15 protein-coding genes are annotated in these 17,441 nt (G+C 68.0%); 12 read left to right on the plus strand and 3 right to left on the minus strand.

Annotated features, from left to right (window positions below):
- Window positions 1-39: 39 nt before the first annotated feature.
- The 7 genes from AB0G28_RS12995 (at window position 40) to AB0G28_RS13025 (ending at window position 9,032) form a co-directional block, all read left to right on the plus strand.
- Window positions 40-924: an alpha/beta hydrolase gene (locus AB0G28_RS12995; protein ID WP_361087291.1), complete on the plus strand. Its 885-nt coding sequence runs from the start codon at window positions 40-42 to the stop codon at window positions 922-924.
- Between the two features lie 134 nt (window positions 925-1,058).
- Window positions 1,059-4,016, plus strand: coding sequence for a glycoside hydrolase family 2 TIM barrel-domain containing protein (locus AB0G28_RS13000; RefSeq protein WP_361087294.1), 2,958 nt, complete (start codon window positions 1,059-1,061; stop codon window positions 4,014-4,016).
- 29 nt (window positions 4,017-4,045) lie between these two features.
- On the plus strand, window positions 4,046-4,846 hold the full coding sequence (locus tag AB0G28_RS13005) for a hypothetical protein (protein ID WP_361087297.1): 801 nt from the start codon (window positions 4,046-4,048) through the stop codon (window positions 4,844-4,846).
- Window positions 4,847-4,925: 79 nt separating this feature from the next.
- Window positions 4,926-6,044, plus strand: coding sequence for an SGNH/GDSL hydrolase family protein (locus AB0G28_RS13010; RefSeq protein ID WP_361087300.1), 1,119 nt, complete (start codon window positions 4,926-4,928; stop codon window positions 6,042-6,044).
- 87 nt (window positions 6,045-6,131) lie between these two features.
- Window positions 6,132-7,061, plus strand: coding sequence for a family 43 glycosylhydrolase (locus tag AB0G28_RS13015; RefSeq protein ID WP_361087303.1), 930 nt, complete (start codon window positions 6,132-6,134; stop codon window positions 7,059-7,061).
- 48 nt (window positions 7,062-7,109) lie between these two features.
- Window positions 7,110-8,741, plus strand: coding sequence for a DUF4978 domain-containing protein (locus AB0G28_RS13020; RefSeq protein WP_361087306.1), 1,632 nt, complete (start codon window positions 7,110-7,112; stop codon window positions 8,739-8,741).
- A 147-nt stretch (window positions 8,742-8,888) separates the two neighbouring features.
- Window positions 8,889-9,032: a hypothetical protein gene (locus AB0G28_RS13025; RefSeq protein WP_361087309.1), complete on the plus strand. Its 144-nt coding sequence runs from the start codon at window positions 8,889-8,891 to the stop codon at window positions 9,030-9,032.
- 4 nt (window positions 9,033-9,036) lie between these two features.
- On the opposite strand, the gene AB0G28_RS13030 is transcribed toward AB0G28_RS13025, so the two are convergent.
- A complete protein-coding gene (locus AB0G28_RS13030) occupies window positions 9,037-10,596 on the minus strand; it encodes an NAD(P)/FAD-dependent oxidoreductase (RefSeq protein ID WP_361087312.1) in 1,560 nt (519 codons plus the stop codon).
- 123 nt (window positions 10,597-10,719) lie between these two features.
- On the opposite strand from AB0G28_RS13030, the gene AB0G28_RS13035 reads away from it, so the two are divergent.
- The gene (locus AB0G28_RS13035) at window positions 10,720-11,211 is read left to right on the plus strand and encodes a helix-turn-helix domain-containing protein (protein WP_361087315.1); all 492 of its coding nucleotides are present in this window, start codon (window positions 10,720-10,722) and stop codon (window positions 11,209-11,211) included.
- A 4-nt stretch (window positions 11,212-11,215) separates the two neighbouring features.
- Here the strand turns inward: AB0G28_RS13035 and AB0G28_RS13040 are convergent, their stop codons facing one another.
- On the minus strand, window positions 11,216-11,602 hold the full coding sequence (locus AB0G28_RS13040) for a hypothetical protein (protein WP_361087318.1): 387 nt from the start codon (window positions 11,600-11,602) through the stop codon (window positions 11,216-11,218).
- Between the two features lie 626 nt (window positions 11,603-12,228).
- Between AB0G28_RS13040 and AB0G28_RS13045 the strand changes: the two genes are divergently transcribed.
- The 3 genes from AB0G28_RS13045 to AB0G28_RS13055 all read left to right on the plus strand — a co-directional run bounded on the left by AB0G28_RS13045 (window position 12,229) and on the right by AB0G28_RS13055 (window position 15,285).
- Window positions 12,229-13,230, plus strand: coding sequence for a family 43 glycosylhydrolase (locus AB0G28_RS13045; RefSeq protein WP_361087321.1), 1,002 nt, complete (start codon window positions 12,229-12,231; stop codon window positions 13,228-13,230).
- Between the two features lie 28 nt (window positions 13,231-13,258).
- Window positions 13,259-14,323 carry a cellulase family glycosylhydrolase gene (locus AB0G28_RS13050; protein ID WP_361087324.1) on the plus strand — a complete coding sequence of 355 codons (1,065 nt, stop codon included), beginning with the start codon at window positions 13,259-13,261 and terminating at the stop codon, window positions 14,321-14,323.
- Window positions 14,324-14,580: 257 nt separating this feature from the next.
- Window positions 14,581-15,285 (plus strand): hypothetical protein, encoded by a 705-nt coding sequence (locus AB0G28_RS13055; protein ID WP_361087326.1) that lies wholly within the window; start codon window positions 14,581-14,583, stop codon window positions 15,283-15,285.
- Window positions 15,286-15,501: 216 nt separating this feature from the next.
- Here AB0G28_RS13055 and AB0G28_RS13060 read toward each other — a convergent pair whose 3' ends face one another.
- Complete coding sequence (locus AB0G28_RS13060; protein ID WP_361087329.1) at window positions 15,502-16,404, minus strand: helix-turn-helix transcriptional regulator; 903 nt, start codon at window positions 16,402-16,404, stop codon at window positions 15,502-15,504.
- 147 nt (window positions 16,405-16,551) lie between these two features.
- On the opposite strand from AB0G28_RS13060, the gene AB0G28_RS13065 reads away from it, so the two are divergent.
- Window positions 16,552-17,382, plus strand: a complete 831-nt coding sequence (locus tag AB0G28_RS13065; protein ID WP_361087332.1) for an SDR family oxidoreductase — start codon at window positions 16,552-16,554, stop codon at window positions 17,380-17,382.
- Window positions 17,383-17,441: the final 59 nt, after the last annotated feature.

Genomic DNA, 17,441 nt, shown 5'->3' on the forward strand with positions numbered 1-17,441 from the left:
TGGCCTGACGCCCACCCCCCAACCCCCAGGGAGTCATCGATGACCATGCAACGACGCACGTTCCTCAGCTTGACCGCCGTCGGCGCGGCGGGCGCGGGTCTGGCCCTGCTCGGCGCCGGACCGGCACTGGCCACCCTCGCGCCGCTGGGCCCGGCACCGGCCACCCCGTTCGCGGTCGGTGTGCGCAAGTACGACTGGAAGCGTGGCAGCCGACCCTGCACGACCTACGTCTACTACCCGGCCACCGGCACCGCCGGCGGCAACCCGGTCACCAACGCCCCGGCTGCGAACGGCGTCTTCCCCATCTACAACTTCACCCACGGCTACAGCAGCAGCCCGCAGAACTCCCTGTTCATCATCAAGGCCCTCGCCGCGGCGGGCTTCGTCGTCCCCGCCCCCTACTTCAACCACAACTTCGGCGACGTCAACAACGGCAACACCTCGAAGGACGTCTCGCAGATCCTCACCAACACTCTCGCCCTCAACGCCAGCGGACCGCTCGCGGGGCACATCAACACCGGCATCGGCGTCGGCGTCTCCGGCCACTCCCTCGGCGGCATGGTCACCCACGGCCTGCTGACCTCGTGGCCGGACAGCCGGATCGTCTCCGCCAACCCCCAGTCCTGCGTCGACATGGGCAACCCGTCCCCTTCGGTCACGGCCAAGGTCCTGTTCGTCCACGGCGACAAGGACACCACCTGCGCCTACTCCTCCGCTCGCCAGGCCTACAACGAGATCAAGTGGCCCAAAGCGTTCCTCACCTTCATCGGCGGTAGCCACACCAGCTTCTGGAGCGACCAGCGCTTCCCGAAGACCGTCGTCGACTGGGCCCGCTGGACCATGTACGGCGACACCGCGGCACGAGACCGCCTCGCGGGCGACGCGTCCGGCTCCAAGATCAAATGGGAAGCACAACTGGGATGACACGCGGACGGGTGAATCGCCGGTGGAACAGAATGGTCGGCGGGTTGGCGCTGATCCTCGGCTTTGTGCTGGTGGCAGGCGTGTGCGGTCCACAAGGGACAGCTCAGTCGGCGCCGGCACAGCGGGTGGAGCAGGTGCAGTCCACCGGGCGGGTGGTGGACTTCACCGATGCATGGAAGTTCCTGCTGGTCAACAGAACCGGCGCAGACGCCCCGCAGCCGGGCGCGAACGATCCGGCGTGGCGGGACGCCCGGCTGCCGCACGACTGGAGCATCGGCATCGATCCCGCGCAGGGGCCGAACACCGCCGCGGCCACGGGTTTCCTGCCCGGCGGTCTCGGCTGGTACCGCAAGACCTTCACGCTGCCGTCGTCGATGGCGGGCAAGAAGGTGTCGATCGAGTTCGACGGCGTCTACATGGACTCCGAGGTGTACCTCAACGGCACCCTGCTCGGTCGGCATCGCTACGGCTACACGGGTTTCGCGTTCGACCTGAGCCCGCGCGCGCACACCGACGGCACTCCCGACGTGCTCGCGGTGAAGGTGCGCAACCAGACGCCGAGCAGCCGGTGGTACTCCGGCAGCGGCATCTACCGCAACGTCCGGCTGGTCGTCACCGAGCCGACCCGCGTCACCCGTCAAGGCGTGCAGGTGACCACGCCCGACCTGGCAAGGACGATCAAGTCCGGCTACGCCACGATGCGCGTGGCCACCACCGCCGTGAGTGACGGCGGCGCCCAGGCGGAGATCCTCTCCACGGTCAAGGACGCGCGCGGACAGGTCGTCGGCACGGGCACCGTACGCGCTGCCCTGACGGCGCAGCCGAGCACCGCGGTCGCCGAGGTGCGGATCGACCGGCCCATCCTGTGGACGGTGGACCAGCCGCACCTGTACACAGTGGACACCGAAGTCCGGGTGAACGGCAAGACCGTGGACGCGGTCAGCACGCGCACCGGCGTCCGGTACTTCGCGTTCGATCCGAACAACGGCTTCTCGCTCAACGGCGTGGAGACGAAGCTCAAGGGCGTCAACCTGCACCACGACCTCGGCGCGCTCGGTGCGGCGGTGTCGGCGGACGCGACGGTCCGGCAGTTGCGGATCATGAAGAGCATGGGTGTGAACGCCGTGCGCACCTCGCACAACCCGCCGTCGCCGGAGTTCCTGCAGGCGTGCGACGAGCTGGGCATCATGCTGATGGTCGAGGCGTTCGACATGTGGCACATGTCCAAGACGACCTACGACTACGGCCGGTTCTTCGACACCGAGAGCAGCTCCGACATCCGCGAGATGGTGCGGGCGGCCAGAAACTCGCCGTCGGTGGTGATGTGGTCGATCGGCAACGAGGTGTACGACGTCAGCAGCGCCTCCGGCGTGCCGATCGCCCGCCGCCTCATCGACGACGTGCGCGTCATCGACTCCACCCGCCCGATCGTGATGGGCAGCGACCGGTACCGCTCCGTCCCCGCGTCCGGCTCGCCGCAGGACCAGATCCTGAAGATGCTCGACGGGCTTGGGGTGAACTACAACACGGCCTCGTCGATCGACGGCCTGCACGTCAAGTATCCCGCGAAGTTCTTCTTCGAGAGCGAGTCGTCGTCCTCCACCTCGACCCGCGGCTACTACCAGGACCCCGAGCAGCTCAACACCGGGGAGAACTACACGCCGGGCAAGCGCAACACGTCCTCGTATGACAACAATCTCGCGACGTGGACCTACAGCGGTGAGTACGGCCTGAAGAAGGACCGCGACCGCAAGTGGTTCGCCGGCCAGTTCCTGTGGACCGGCATCGACTACATCGGCGAACCCACGCCGTACAACGTATTCCCGGTGAAGTCGTCGTTCTTCGGTGCCGTGGACACCGCCGGGTTCCCGAAGGACTTCTACTACCTGTTCCGCAGCCAGTGGAGCAGTGATCCGATGGTGCACCTGCTGCCGATGGACTGGACGAACCACAAGCTCGGCGAGCCGGTGTCAGTGTGGGCGTACAGCAACGCGGACGCGGTCGAGCTGTTTCTCGACGGCAAGTCCCTGGGCGAGCGGACGTTCGACACGAAGACGACCACCTACGGCGCGAAGTACCGGGAGACCACGGAGGCGAGCGGCGACGACAAGACCGTCACCGGCGGCCGGTATCCCGGTAGCTACACCAGCCCGAACGGCAGCGCCGGCAAACTGCACCTGACGTGGTCGGTGCCGTTCCAGCCGGGTCACCTCGTCGCGGTCGCCAAGCGTGGCGGGGTCGAGGTCGCCCGGGACGAGGTCCGCACGGCAGGCGAGCCGTCCGCGATCAGGCTCAAAGCCGACAGCAGTGCCGCCGGCCAGTCGCTCACGTTCGTCACCGCCGAGGTCGTCGACAGCGCGGGCGTCGTCGTGCCGGACGCGGACGACCTGATCTCGTTCCAGGTCGAGAATGGCAGCCTGGCGGGGCTGGACAACGGCAGGCAGGAGAGCGCGGAGAACTACCAGGCGAGTTCGCGCACCGCGTTCAACGGCCTGGCCCTGGCGATGGTCACGCCCGGCCCGGGTCCGGCCGGGGTCACGGTGACGGCACGGGCGCCGGGCCTGCGGGACGGCATCGCGACCATCTCCGCGAACGGTGCCCGGACCGGTCTCGGACCGCGTGCCGCCGAACCTGCCGGCGTGGCGGCGGCCGTGGCGGCGGACGCGAGCTACTCCGGCGCGCCGAGCACCGTCCCGGCCGCGATGCTCGACGGCAACACTTCGACGTACTGGTCGAACTACTACCTGAAGTCCGCCACGGCGTTGCTGCCGCAGGTGAGCAGCGCGCACGCGGCGGAGTGGGTGTCGTTGTCCGGTCTCGAAGGTGCGCCGATCCGTTCGGTGCAGGCCTCGTTCCTCGTCAACGCGTCGCACGCGCTGCCCGCGACGATTTCGGTGTCGTACTGGAACGGTACGGCTTTTGTGCCGGTCGGTGACCCCCGGGTTGAGTGGGCGACGGGGTCGGGCCAGCCGACCAGGGTCACGTTCACCCCGGTGAGCACCAGCCGCCTCCGGGTGGACCTGACCAGCCGCGCGCCGCGCACGGCGAAAGGGTTCGTCGGGATCGCGGAGATGTCGTTCGGACGCCAGTGACGATTTTGACTCGAAGGGAAGGTCTCGAAATGCAATTCGTTCGAAAGAGCTTCGCCCGCAGGTGCCGTGTCGGCCTCGCCACGGCTGCCCTCGCGCTCGTCGGCGTGACCGTCCCGGCGACGCCCGCTCAGGCGGCCAGCGCGTGCAACAACGGCGGGTTGTACGACATGGGCAAGTACTGGATCACCAACAACCTGTGGGGCGCCGGTTCCGGCTCCGGCCGGCAGTGCATCTGGACCACCTCGCAGTCCGGCAACACCATCAGCTGGGGCACGAGCTACAGCTGGTCCGGGTCGGGCTCTTCGGTGAAGTCCTACGACGCGGCCATCCTCGGGTGGCACTGGGGCTGGCGCCGTTCCGGCACCGGTCTGCCGGTGCAGCTCTCGGCCAACCGGAGCGTCAGCACCGGCTACAGCTACAACGTGCGGCACAGCGGGGGCGCCATGAACGTCTCCTACGACATGTGGCTGCACCCGATGGCCAACCCCGGCAGCGGCACCACGCCGAGCGATGAGGTGATGATCTGGACGTACCGGGCCGGCGGCGCCGGCCCGGCGGGGACCCGGCAGGCCACCGTCACCGTCGCGGGCACCAACTGGGACCTGTACCGCGGCCGGATCGGCGGCTCGACGGGCTGGAACGTCTACTCGTTCGTGCGCACGTCCAACACCACCTCCGCCACATTCGACATCCGCGACTTCCTGAACCACCTCGTCGGGCGCGGCTGGATGAGCAGCTCGAAGTACCTCACCAGCGTGCAGGCCGGAACCGAGATCTTCACCGGCACCGGGCAGCTGGACGTCACGAACTTCTACGCCAACGTGAGTTGAACGCCTGATGGGTGGAAGCAGGTCGGACTCGTCTCGACCTGCTTCCACCCGCATCCCTTGCCTGTTCTCGGAGGAACGCATGCAGACCATCCGCCGATCCCGGCTGGCCGCCGTCGCCGGTGTCCTGACCGTCGCCGCCGCCGTCACGGTTGGCGCTGTACCCTCGGCCTTGGCCTCGACCACGTCGCCGGTGGACGCGCTGGCCGGGGTGCACACGGTGGGCCGGGTGAAGCGCACGACCGGCGCCGCGAAGTACACCTGGCCCGGCATCTACTTCGAGGGCCGTTTCCGCGGCACCGGCGTGGACGTACGGCTCAACGACGCCCGGAACGACTACGACATCCAGGTCGACGGCACCACGGTCGCCACGCTGGTCACCCCGGGCCGCACCACCCGCCAGATCCGCGGCCTGACCAACGCCGAACACAGCGTGCGGCTGGTCAAACGCACCGAAAGCCCCTGGGTCGCCGGCGAGTTCGACGGTTTCGCCGCGGCCCCCGGCGGACAGATCCTCGCGAAACCCGCCGCCCGCACCCGGCAGATCGAGTTCATAGGCGACTCCCTGACCGCCGGTTACGGCGACCTGTCCACCACCCGCGACTGCTCGGCCAACGGCGGGATCGACCGCAACACCGACACCGACATCAGCTACGGCGCCCTCACCGCCCGCGGCCTCAACGCCGACTACCAGGTCAACGCCTACTCCGGCCGCGGCATGGTCCGCAACTACAACGGCGGCGACCCCGGAACCGACTACCGCACCTACTACGACCGCACACTCCAGAACGTCTCCAGCGACGCCTGGCCGGTCCCGGCCACGTGGCGGCCGCAGCTGGTCGTGGTCGCGCTGGGCACCAACGACTTCAGCACCGCGCTGCACTCCGGTGAGCCCTGGCCCACCGCCGAGCGTCTGATCGCCGCGTACAAGAGCGCCTACCAGGGTTTCCTCGACAAGCTGCGGACGCGGTACGGCACCGGCACGACCATCGTCGTCGGTGCTAGCAACCTGTACGCCACCCAAGCCCAGCAGGTCGTCACCGACCGCAACACCCGCGGCGACAGCCGCGTCCGGTTCTGGAACTTCGACGACCCGCGCCTGGACCACCTCGGCTGCGACTGGCACTTCTCCCGCAACGACCACCGGATCATTTCCGGGCTGCTCACCGACTACATCGCCACCCTCCCGCTCACCTGGTGAGGCGCAGCTCGCCGGTCAGCTGCGCAACAACGCCACCCTTGCCAGGACAGATTCCCCAGGAGGTCTGCCATGACAACCCTGCGGCGCATGACCGTATACCTGGCCGCCGTGCTGGTCGCGGTGACCTCGGTGCTGCTCATGCCGGGCACACCGGCCTTCGCGGTCAACCCGATCGTGAAACGGTTCGCCGCCGACCCGTCGATCCTCGTGTCCGGCAACCGCATGTACATCTACGCCACCGACGACGCGAGCAACAGCGGCAGCTACTGGGACTCCAAGGCGTGGCGTGTGTACTCGTCGACCGACCTGGTCACCTGGACCGACCACGGCGCGCCGTTCTCCATCGGCGGATTCCGCTGGGCCCGGCAGTACGCGTGGGCTCCCGCCGCGGTGGCACGCAACGGGTACTACTACTTCTACGCCCCGGTCGACCGGACGAAGATCGGTGTGGCTCGCAGCACCTCGCCGGTCACCGGCTTCGCCGACGCCCGCGGCACCGCCCTGATCGAGAAGGGGCGAGACGCCAACACCGGTGAGGAGCCCATCGACCCGGCGGTCTTCGTGGACGACGACGGGCAGGCCTACCTGTACTTCGGCACGCGGACACCGAAGGCGGTCCGGCTGAACCGGGACATGATCTCCACGTCCGGAGCCATCCAGAACGTGACGATCACCGGCGCCACCACCTACGGCGAAGCCCCCCACATGCACAAACGAAACGGCATCTACTACTTCTCTTACTCCACCGGCTGGCCCGGGCAGATCCACTACGCCACGGCCACCAGCCCACTGGGCCCGTTCACCTACCGCGGCGTCATCCTCGACTACACCAACGTCAGCACCAACCACCAGTCGATCGCCGCCTACAACGGCCGGTGGTACATCGCCTACCACCGCAACGGCCTTCCCCACGGCGGCGACTTCCGCCGCTCCCTGGCCATCGAGTACCTCGACCACAACGCCGACGGCACCATCCCGAGGGTGCCCCAGACCAGCACCGGCGTCGGCGCCTCGTAGCACCTTTCCGCTTCCGTCGTGCAGGTCCCATGATTCGGAGGAACACCGATGTCATCCAACGCCAGTGCATGGTCGCGCCGGAAGTTCCTGGCGAGTGCCGGCGCGGCCGCGGCGGGAAGCGCCCTCATGGGCCTCACCGCCGCTCCCGGGGCGGCCGCAAGCCCACGCGCGTCCACCGCCGCGGTCGAGTCCCCGATCTCCTACGTCGATACGTCCAAGTCCGTGTATGACCGGCTCACGCTCATGTCAGGCGGCCGGCCGTTCTTCCACAACGGCATCCAGTTCCGCTACGACAAGCTGAAGTACAACCACGGGTGGACCAGCGCCCAGCTGGAACCCGTCATGGCGATGATCGCGCAGGACGGCTTCAACGTCGTGAACATCCCCATCTGGTGGTCGATGGTCGAGTCCGCGATGAACGTCTTCACCTGGACCGACATCGACCTCTGCATCGACTGGTGTGCCAAGTACGGGCTGCGGCTGGAGGTGCTCTGGTTCGGCTCGGACTCCGACGGTACGTCAGTCGGGCAGGGCCCGCGGCTTCCCTCGTACGTCGCCAACGGAAGCTACCAGTGGGTCGTGTACCAGAACGGCACCAAGCCCATGAGCGGCAGCCTGGCTCTGCTCGACAAGACCGATCCGCGCCTGCTCGCTCGCGAGAAGTACGTGCTGGGCCGGCTGATGAGTCACCTCGCCGCGTACGACACCACGAACCGCCTGGTCGGCGTCCAGGTGCTCAACGAGCCGAACACCTCGCACGTGTCCAACTACCTGGGGCCCGACCGCAGCTACAGCAGCTACAGCACCGCGCGGTGGACCAGCGGGCACTACACCGACGCCGGCAAGTTCCGCCGCGACGTGCTGCTCGACTACCAGACCCAGCTCGGGGCCGTGGTCAAGCAGTCCGTGCACTCGGTCTACACCCGTTCGAACCTGGTCGGTGACGCCTGGCCGATCGCCGAGAACGAGGCGCTCCGGGCCAAGGGAACCAACTTCATCGACTTCTACGGAAACGACCCGTACACCACGGACAACGACCGGCTCTTCAAGTACGGCACCGACTCGTTCTGGGCCCAGGGCAAGAACTTCCCCATGATCATGGAGAACTACGTGGGCAACCAGTCCTCCGTCGCCCAGAAGGTCAGCGCCCTCGCCGGCGGCGCGGTCCTGAACTTCTACGCCGCGGTCCACCCCGACGTCGGCAGTTCCGACAACGAAGCCCTGTACAACTACGACACGCGCACCCACGTCGTGACCCGCAAGCCCGCCGGCTACGTCATCGCGGACCTGAACACCGCGCTGAACAAGATCTCCACGGATCTCGCATCGCGGAACCCGATCGATGTCGGAGGCAAGTCACTCCAGGTCTACAACCGCACGGCCGCCGCCACCGTCACCAGCACCAAGCCGGTGGGCAGCCACAGCTTCACCTACGCCACGACGGCCGCCGGCCAGGCCTTCGCCGTCCAGCGCAGCGCGACCGAGTTCGCGCTCGTCAGCACGCAGACCGGCACCTTCACCCTCCCCACCGCCATCGGGTCGGTGACATCGGCGCAGACCGGCTCCTACAACGCCGACAACGCGTGGGTGCAGCAGGGGACCAAGAGCTACACCGTTTCCGGTGGCACCATCGTCATCAAGCTCGCGAAGAACGAATGTGTCCGGGTCGTCGTCTCCTGAGGACCTGTTCAGCGGTGGGCGATGGCCTCGATTTCGATCGGGCCTGCTGGGGCAGGTCCGGGACTTCCACGACCGTGCGGGACGGCAAGGGAGCGGTGGAGGCCGCGAGGTAGACGCGGTTGACGTCGTTGCGCCGGCCGTCCCGCCGTGCTCGACCGGCTCGTCGGAGCGGTGCGCAAGGCCGGCGACCACATCACCACGGGCTCGGCCACCGCGACCGTGGGTCTTCCCGGCAGCCCGGCCGGGAAGACGGTCGGCTCCGGCACGCATACGTTCGCGTCATCGATCTGACCGGTTACTGCACGGTGGGCAGGTCGTCCAGCACGTTGCGGCCGAGCACGGCGGACGCCGCGGTGACGCCGCCGACCATGGCTCCGCTGATTCCCGCGGCGACGACGTCCTGGCCGGCGAAATACAGGCCGGGCACCGGCGAGTGGGCGCTGATCCAGCCTTGCCGGAACCGCTCGGGCGTGTGGGCGAAGGACATGAAGTCGCCGGTGGTGCGGCCGAGGAAGTGGTTGAAGCTCAGCGGCGTGGCCAGTTCCGTGTGGTCGATCTTGCCCTCGAGCTGGGGACAGAAGCGCAGAACCTGGCCGAGCAGCTCCTCGGTGAGCCGCTCCTTGAGCCGGTCGTACTCCGCGCCGCGGCGCATCCAGCGGCTGCCGTCGAACGGCTCGAACAGCGACCACGTGGTCAGCCCGCAGATGTCGATCGTGGCCCGGCCGGGGTAACGCTCGTCCCAGGACGGGTCCTTGGCCGAGGGGAAGGAGAGGAAGTACGCGGGCATCGGCTGGTTGTGTGGGTCAGCTTGGTGAGCGGACATTCGTTCCTGCATGTCCGCGCCGCCGTGGGCCCAGATATTGCGCGGGTCCAGGCCGAGCGCGGCGGCGGATTCCTTGATGCCGATGTTGAGCACGACCCAGGGCAGTGATCGCTCCATCGCGGCACACTCGTCGGCGAGATCGGTCGCGACTCCGGCGGGCAACAGCCGGTTCGCCGTGGCGGTGATCCCCGCGTCGCTGATGACGACCGGTGCGTGGAACACGCGGCCGTCGGCCATCGTGACGCCGCGCGCGGCGCCGTCTTCGCCGATCCGGATCGAGGCGACCTCGGCTCCGATCAGGACCGCGCCGCCGGCCGCGCGGATGGTGTCCGCGACCGTCTCGGCGATCCGCCCGGAGCCGCCGACCGGGAAGTTGGAGCCGTCGATGTAGTGCCGGATGAGCATGGCGTGCATGGCGAACGACGCTCGCCACGGCTCGAGGGAGTAGTCGCCGAAGTGCCCGCACAGCACGGCGATCAGATCCTGGTCGTCGGTCAGTTCGGACAGCACTTCGGTGACCGTGCGGTCGGCGTGGTCGAGGAACGGCTCGCACATCTGCTCGTAGAGGTCCTCGGCGAGCGGCCGGGGGAGCGCGCGGTGCGCGAAGAAGGTCTTGGCCGAACGGCTCGCCTCGAACACCAGGTCCACGTACCGGTCGATGGCGCGCGCCTCGTCCGGGAAGTACCCCTTCATGCGCTCCTTGAACTTCGCCGCCCCGGAGGGGTATTCGTACTCGCGGTCGCCGATGAAGATCCGGTTGTAGACATCGGGCATCGGTGCCCATTCGAGGGCGCCGCCGGTGATGTGGTCGAAGATCCGCCGCAGGGCGCTCGTCGGCCGGTGCACTTCGCCCATGTAGTGCAGGCCCGCGTCCCATTCGTACCCGTTGCGGCGAAACGCCTGCGTGCAGCCGCCCGCCGTCGTGTGCCGTTCCAGCACCAGGACGCGCTTGCCGTCGCGGGCCAGCAGGCCGGCCGAGGTGAGGCCGCCGATGCCGGACCCGATGACGATCGCGTCCCAGGTGTCGTCCACCCGGCTCCGCACATAACTCTCGCCGCCGCCTGTCATTTCCGACCTCCATCTGACTTCGGTTGACCGAAGTCAGGTTAGGATGCTGGCTACGGTCAGGGCAAGTCAGGTTGCAGGAGGAGTGAGATGACGCACGAAGGGGGCGAGCCGTGGGATCGCGACGCCTGGGACATCGATCCGGACTCGGTGGTCCTGACTTTGCAGGCGCTGGCTCCGCACTCGACGGGCCTGATCATGCGCGAGGCCTTCTACGGCACCCGCCGGTTCGACGACTTCCTCCGCCGCACCGGGATGAGCCCGGGAGTGCTGTCGGCCCGGCTGCGCGACCTCGTCGCCCAGGAGCTCCTCGTCAAGGTGCCCTACAAGGAGCCCGGGACTCGGGAGCGCGCTGAGTACCGGCTCACCGAGAAGGGCCGGGATCTCGTGCCGACCATGGTCGCCATGATCGGCTGGGCCGATCGCTGGCTGACCGGTGAGCGGAAGCCGACGATGTCCCTGCGGCACAGCGGCTGCGGTGCCCCGGTCGAGGCTGTCCTCAAGTGCGGCCACGGGCACGAGATCCACGCGGCCCGCGAGATCGTCGCATCGCCTGGCCCCGGCGCGACGCGGCTGTCGTGACGCGTCAACCCGGTGACCGAGCGGTCGGGCCGGCTGGGGTGGTCAGTGTGGCGTGGGATGCGGTGCCGCTTCCTCGCGTCGGGCCGGCAGTGCCTCCGCGTCCTCTGCGGATTGCGTGATCAGCTGGATCATCGCCCGTTCCGCTGCGTCCGGGTCGCGTCGGCACGCAGCCTGGCGGCCGGGCGCAGCGACCTCGTCCTGCTGTCCTTTCCTGACACCCGTCTCGGGCCTGCCCGGCGAAGATCACGGCCATCACGCAGGCACCGGCGATCGCGAGCCCGATCGAGCCGGTGGCGATCAGCGCGTAGCACGGGATGCCGGCCACGGCCATCGCGGCCGCGGCGCCGATCAGGACCTTCTTGCGCCCGATCCGGTCGGAAAGCTTGTCCATGAACCGAAACGATGCTGAACTTGAGGTTCTTGCCCATGAAGGTGAACAGGACGTAGTAGCCGGAGCTGATCGGGTTGGCCGACAGGCCGCTTTGTTCCTTGAGCCGGGTGAAGCGCGGGGATGTCGCTGATCCGCCGCCGGATGCAGATCCCAGTCAACCCGGTGACACGGCCAGCAGGAACGGGATCCGCCAGCACTCGCCTGCTGCGGCGGGTGGCCTCCGGGAGCACTGCGGTCGCTGATCGATTGACCGAGTTGCCCACGACTATTGACCGGAATTCGTTCAGGCGCCCAAAATGCGGGGAGTTCGCGAACCCAGGAGGCATCGATGCCTGTCCGACCCGTCGACCGTCGGTGGGCGTTGCCATCCGGAGCGCGGATTCCGGGCGGGGCCGGAGAAAGCGCTTACTTCAGGCGTCTCGTTGGTTGTGCCGGGAAAAATACCCCGAGGATTCCGTCCGTGTTACGCTGGGAGCGCTCCCAAGCTCGCGGCGGTCCAGAACTCGGCGCACTTCTCCGAATACGGAGGAACAAGATCAAAGGGGAAGTCCGGCTGGTGTGATCGCTTGCCGCGTAGAGAAAGCGCCTCCGATTTGTCGTCCACTTCTCTCCCCTCAGGAGGTCCTGTGGCTCTCAGATCTTCCCTCACGACTTTGCTGACCGTCCTGGGTTTGCTGACCGCCGCCCCGGCCGATGCGGCCCCCGTGACGGTGACCAACGGTACGCAGTTCACCGACACGTCCGGCGCTGTCGTGCACGCCCACGGCGGTGGCATGCTCAAGGTCGGTGACTACTACTACTGGTTCGGCGAGAACCGCAACCCGGACGACACCTTCCGCGCGGTGTCGGTCTACCGCTCCACGGACCTGAAGACCTGGGAGTTCCGGAACAACGTTCTCACCCAGTCGTCGAGCTCGGAGCTCAAGGTCGCCGGCATCGAACGTCCCAAGGTGATCTACAACGGTGCCACCCGGCAGTTCGTGATGTGGATGCACAAGGAGAACGGCAAAGACTACAGCCAGGCCCGGGCGGCCGTGGCGACCTCGGCGACGGTCGACGGGAACTACACCTGGCGGGGTAGTTTCCAGCCGCTGGGGAACATGTCCCGGGACATCACGCTGTTCCGTGACGACGACGGCACCGGCTACATGGTCTCCGCCGCGCGCAACAACGCCGACCTGAACCTGTACCGGCTCACCGGGGATTACCTCGGGGTGGCGAGCCGGGTGCGCACGCTGTGGCCGGGATCGTCCCGGGAGGCGCCCGCCCTGTTCAAACGCGGCGGGAAGTACTTCATGCTGACCTCTGGAGCCACGTACTGGCAGCCGAACCAGCAGAAGTACGCGACGGCGAGCAGTATCACGGGCACCTGGACCTCACTGTCCAACGTGGGCAACAGCACCGCGTACGGCTCCCAGACCGCGTACGTGGTGGCGGTCCAGGGAACGCAGGCCACGTCGTACGTCTACCTCGGCGACCGCTGGGCAGGCGCGAAGAACCGCCCGGTGAACGAGTCGCAGTACGTGTGGCTGCCGCTGACGTTCCCGACGGCGACCACGATGACGATGAGCTGGTACCCGCGAGTGAGCGTGGACACGGCAACCGGTGTCGTGACCGGCGTGCAGTAACCAATCGGACCTTGGAAAGGGGCCCTTCATGCTTTCTCGTCCCCGACGCAATCGCAATCGCAATCGCAACCCGATCCCGCGACGGCGCACGCTGCTCCCGGTCCTGGCCACCGCGGCGCTCGCCGCGGCGCTGGCCGGCGGACCGGCCCACGCTGCCGGCAACACCAGCCAGTTCAAGGGCGTGAACTGGGCTGATCAGCGAGACAACTTCGTCAACGGCCCGGTCGTGCCGTCGGGCCTTTCCACGTCGGACAGCTACGCCACGACCTACGCCAAGGCCTCGGCGATCGTCAGCGGGTTCAAGGCGAACCTCGGCGCCACCATGGTCCGTTTCGGCATGAACGACAAAACCACCTCGTCGGCCTGGTGGAACAGCTACATCGGCGCCCTCGACGCGACCCTCGACAAGGGCCTGAGCGTCATGATCGCGCCCTGGGCCTATCCCGGCTCCTGCAGCTGTGTCAAGGACACCACGGCGTTCTACAAGATGTGGGACACCGTGATCAACCGATACCTCGGCAGGTCCGGCGTGTACTTCGAGATCTACAACGAGCCGGGCGGATACAGCGACAAGGCTTGGGACAACTTCGCGGCGAGCTTCGTCGCCCACTACCCCAACGTGCCCCGCGGACGGATCGTGGTGGCCGGCAGCGGGACCGACACCAACCTCGCGACCGTCGGGGCCGACTCACGCCTGAGCGGCACCCTGTTGTCCCTGCACCTCTACAGCGTCTTCGGGATCTCCCACAAGACCGAAGCCGCCTGGATCACCGAATTCAAAAGCCACCTGAAGGGTTACGGCTCCCGCACGATCGTCACGGAGTTCGGCGTCCCGATGAGCACGGGCGTGAACTACAACGGCGCACGCGACGGCGACAACAACAGGTCCTACTACTACGGCATGACCGACACCATGCGCAGCGAAGGCATCGGCTCCATCTACTGGCCCGGTCTGCGGACCGGCGATTCCTGGTCCATGGAACAGCTCCACGGCACCGGCGTCAACCTGTCCTTGACCACAGTTAACGCCTCGGGTCGCGACCGGCTCCAGTACGCCTGGGGCAACAGCTCCAACCCCGGCAGCACGCGGTAGCGGTCGTACGTCGGGTGAGGTGCACGCGGTCATCGCGTGGCCGGATCCGTCGGCTACGCGATGACCGCCTGCACATGGCCGACACCAAGCCTGCCGAGGTCACATGTCCGCCTGAAGCATCTGGTCGGAGCCGTGGTCGCCGGGGCTGCTGGTCGGCACCCTCGTGACGGCGCCGGCGAACGCCTCGCAGCCGTCCACGGTGGATGCGAGCCTGCCGAAGATTTCCGAATGAATTCGTCGTGCTGAGAGGACAAGTGATGATGCATACACTCCGGCGATCCGCCCGGGGAATCCGGCTGCTCCTGCTGGCTGCGGCAAGCCTGCTCGCTTCCGTCGCCATGCCCGCGGGGACGGCGACCGCTACAACCGCCGTCCCGCCGTCGAAGACGGTGCGGGTCTACTGGCTCCGGCCGTCCGACGTGCCGTTCGACCAGCGCTACCCGGACGGGATCGCCCGGGTGATGCGGGAGGTGCAGCGGTACTACAAGCAGGAACTGGGCAGGACTTTCACGCTCAACGCAACCGTCGTCGAGGTGGTGACCGGCGACCACCCCCGGCGGTGGTACGAGACCACGCCGAACGGGCCGGAGCGGTACTGGTGGGAAGTCTTCAACATGCAGCAGGAGCTGCGCCGCAAGCTGGGGCTCGGTGCCCCGGACAGCCGGTGGCTCAACGTCGGCGAGATCAGCGCGGAGGGCCCCGGTGCCGGTGGGGGTGGTGGCAACGGCTGGGTGATCCTGTCCGGGCACGACGCCGACGGCGCGGCGGGCAGCAACGGCGCGATGAACCGGTGGTACGGCGGGATGGTGCACGAACTCGGCCACGCCTTCGGCCTCCCGGATTCGTCCCGCACGGACGGCACGCCGATGTCGGCTTCGTTCTACGACTACCCGAACACGCATTTCTCCGCGCAGCAGAAGACGGCGATCCGCAACGGCCCGTACGGGAGCTTCCTGTCGTGAAGACTTCGCTGACGACGTGACCGCCCAGTCAGCGAGGTCGCCGAGACGACGCAGTAGGCGAACGGCGCGGGCTCCGACGGCATCGACGCCCTCGTGCTGCGCCAAACGCGCTCCCCGGCACCGGGTAACCCGCTCCACCTGTACTCCGGCAAGGCCGCGGCGTACGGTGGCTCTACACCGGCAAACCGGACATCGGCGCGTTCGAAGTGGGGTAGGTCAGTATCCGCCGGTCTCGCTGGGGTCCGGGCTGAGCGGCGTCGTCGCGTCCGTTCCCCAGCTGGTGAGCAGCCGTAACGCCGCGGCGGAGTCGGTGCCGGGTTCGGCGTGGTAGGTGACCAGCATCTGGTCCGGGTCGTCGGGCAGCGGGAACGTCTCGTACTCGACTTGCAGCTCACCCACGAGGGGGTGCCGCAGCGGCATCGGGCCGTGGCTCTTGCGCCGCACCTCGTGGGCCGCCCAGAACCGGCGGAACTCTTCGCTGCGCACCGACAGCTCGCCGATCAGCGCGGTGAGCCCCGGATCGCCGGGGTGGCTGCCGGCGTGCATGCGCAGGATGCCGGTGACCGCGCGGGCCTTGCGGTCCCAGTCGAGGAACAGGTCGCGGGTGGCGGGGGAGAGGAAGATCAGCCGTCCCCAGTTGCGCTGCTCGGGTGGTAGATCCGCCCAGTTGCCGAAGAGCGCCGCAGCGGGTTTGTTCCAGCCGAGGATGTCCATGCGGAGGCCGTTGACGTAGGCGGGCACGTCGGTCATCGCGTCGAGCAGCTGCTGCACGGCGGGGCGCAGCTGCTGCGTGCGGGCGGCCGGCTTGGCCGCCACCCGCCGGGTCGGCCTGACCAGCTGCGTGAGATAGGTGCGTTCGGTGTCGGTCAGCTTGAGGGCGGTGGCGATGGCCTCCAGGACCTCCACCGACACGTTCGCGGAGTTGCCCTGTTCGAGGTGTGTGTAGTACGAGACTGACACGCCCGCCGCCTGGGCCAGCTCCTCCCGGCGCAGCCCCGGGACGCGCCGGCGCGTGCCGTAGTCGGGCAGGCCGACGTCGGCGGGCTTGAGCCGGGCGCGGCGGGTGCGCAGGAACTCGCTGAGCTCGGCTCGCCGGTCGGGGCCGGGGGTGCTGGACATGCCGCTCATTGTCGCCCGGCGGACGCGATCGAGCCTGCCTCTGCCAGTGGTAGGCACCCGAAAGGTACGTCGCGCAGGGCATCGCTGCCCCCGGAAACGGGCGGCAGGGTGGAGCTCGTCCCCTCCACAGTCCCTTGAGGAGTTTCGATGTCTCGTGTTTGGCTCATCACCGGAACGTCGCGCGGTTTCGGCCGCATCTGGGCCGAAGCCGCGCTCGACCGCGGTGACAAGGTGGCGGCGACGGCCCGGGACGTCGCCGCGCTCGACGGCCTGGTCGAGCGCTTCGGCGACGCTGTCCTGCCGCTTTCGCTCGATGTGACCGAAAAGTCCGCTGTGGAGCAGGCGGTCAAAACGGCGCACGCCCATTTCGGGCGGATCGATGTCGTGGTCAACAACGCCGGTCACGGGCTGTTCGGGATGACCGAAGAGGTGACCGAGGAGCAGGTCCACGCCCAGTTCGAGACGAATGTCTTCGGTGCTTTGTGGGTGACGCAGGCGGTCCTGCCGTACCTGCGGGAGCAGGGTTCGGGCCACATCGTCCAGGTTTCTTCGATCGGCGGGCTGCGGGCCTTTCCGCTGCTGGGTGTCTACAACGCGTCGAAGTGGGCGCTGGAAGGGCTCAGCGAGGCCCTCGCGGCCGAGGTCGCCGGGTTCGGGATCAAGGTGACGCTGGTCGAGCCGGCGGGCTACGCCACGGACTGGGGCGGCAGTTCGGCGGTGCGCTCGGATGCCCTCCCGGCCTACGACGGCGTGCGCGAGCAGATGGCCGCGTACTGGAGCAGGATGACGCACGGTGATCCGCAGGCGACCGCGGAGGCTGTCCTGAACGTGGTCGACGCCGATGAGCCGCCGCTGCGGATCTTCCTCGGTACCGGCCTGCTCGAGCAGATGCGAGAGGAATACGTCCGCCGGATCGCGCTCTGGGAAGAGTGGAACGACGTGTCGGAAGCCGCCATGGGCCACGGCCCGGTCGCCTGATTGCCGGAGGGCACCGTGGACGAATCTCTGCCCGACGGCCTGCCGCGCGGGCCGAACCG

This window comes from Amycolatopsis sp. NPDC021455, assembly GCF_040640995.1.
Taxonomy (GTDB): Bacteria; Actinomycetota; Actinomycetes; order Mycobacteriales; family Pseudonocardiaceae; genus Amycolatopsis.

Coding starts and splice junctions, on each gene's coding strand:
- AB0G28_RS13050 (WP_361087324.1), top strand. CDS start 13,259: ATGCTTTCTCGTCCCCGACGCAATCGCAATCGCAATCGCAACCCGATC.
- AB0G28_RS13005 (WP_361087297.1), top strand. CDS start 4,046: ATGCAATTCGTTCGAAAGAGCTTCGCCCGCAGGTGCCGTGTCGGCCTC.
- AB0G28_RS13055 (WP_361087326.1), top strand. CDS start 14,581: ATGATGCATACACTCCGGCGATCCGCCCGGGGAATCCGGCTGCTCCTG.
- AB0G28_RS13060 (WP_361087329.1), bottom strand. CDS start 16,404: ATGTCCAGCACCCCCGGCCCCGACCGGCGAGCCGAGCTCAGCGAGTTC.
- AB0G28_RS13040 (WP_361087318.1), bottom strand. CDS start 11,602: ATGGACAAGCTTTCCGACCGGATCGGGCGCAAGAAGGTCCTGATCGGC.
- AB0G28_RS13015 (WP_361087303.1), top strand. CDS start 6,132: ATGACCGTATACCTGGCCGCCGTGCTGGTCGCGGTGACCTCGGTGCTG.
- AB0G28_RS13020 (WP_361087306.1), top strand. CDS start 7,110: ATGTCATCCAACGCCAGTGCATGGTCGCGCCGGAAGTTCCTGGCGAGT.
- AB0G28_RS13035 (WP_361087315.1), top strand. CDS start 10,720: ATGACGCACGAAGGGGGCGAGCCGTGGGATCGCGACGCCTGGGACATC.
- AB0G28_RS13010 (WP_361087300.1), top strand. CDS start 4,926: ATGCAGACCATCCGCCGATCCCGGCTGGCCGCCGTCGCCGGTGTCCTG.
- AB0G28_RS13065 (WP_361087332.1), top strand. CDS start 16,552: ATGTCTCGTGTTTGGCTCATCACCGGAACGTCGCGCGGTTTCGGCCGC.
- AB0G28_RS12995 (WP_361087291.1), top strand. CDS start 40: ATGACCATGCAACGACGCACGTTCCTCAGCTTGACCGCCGTCGGCGCG.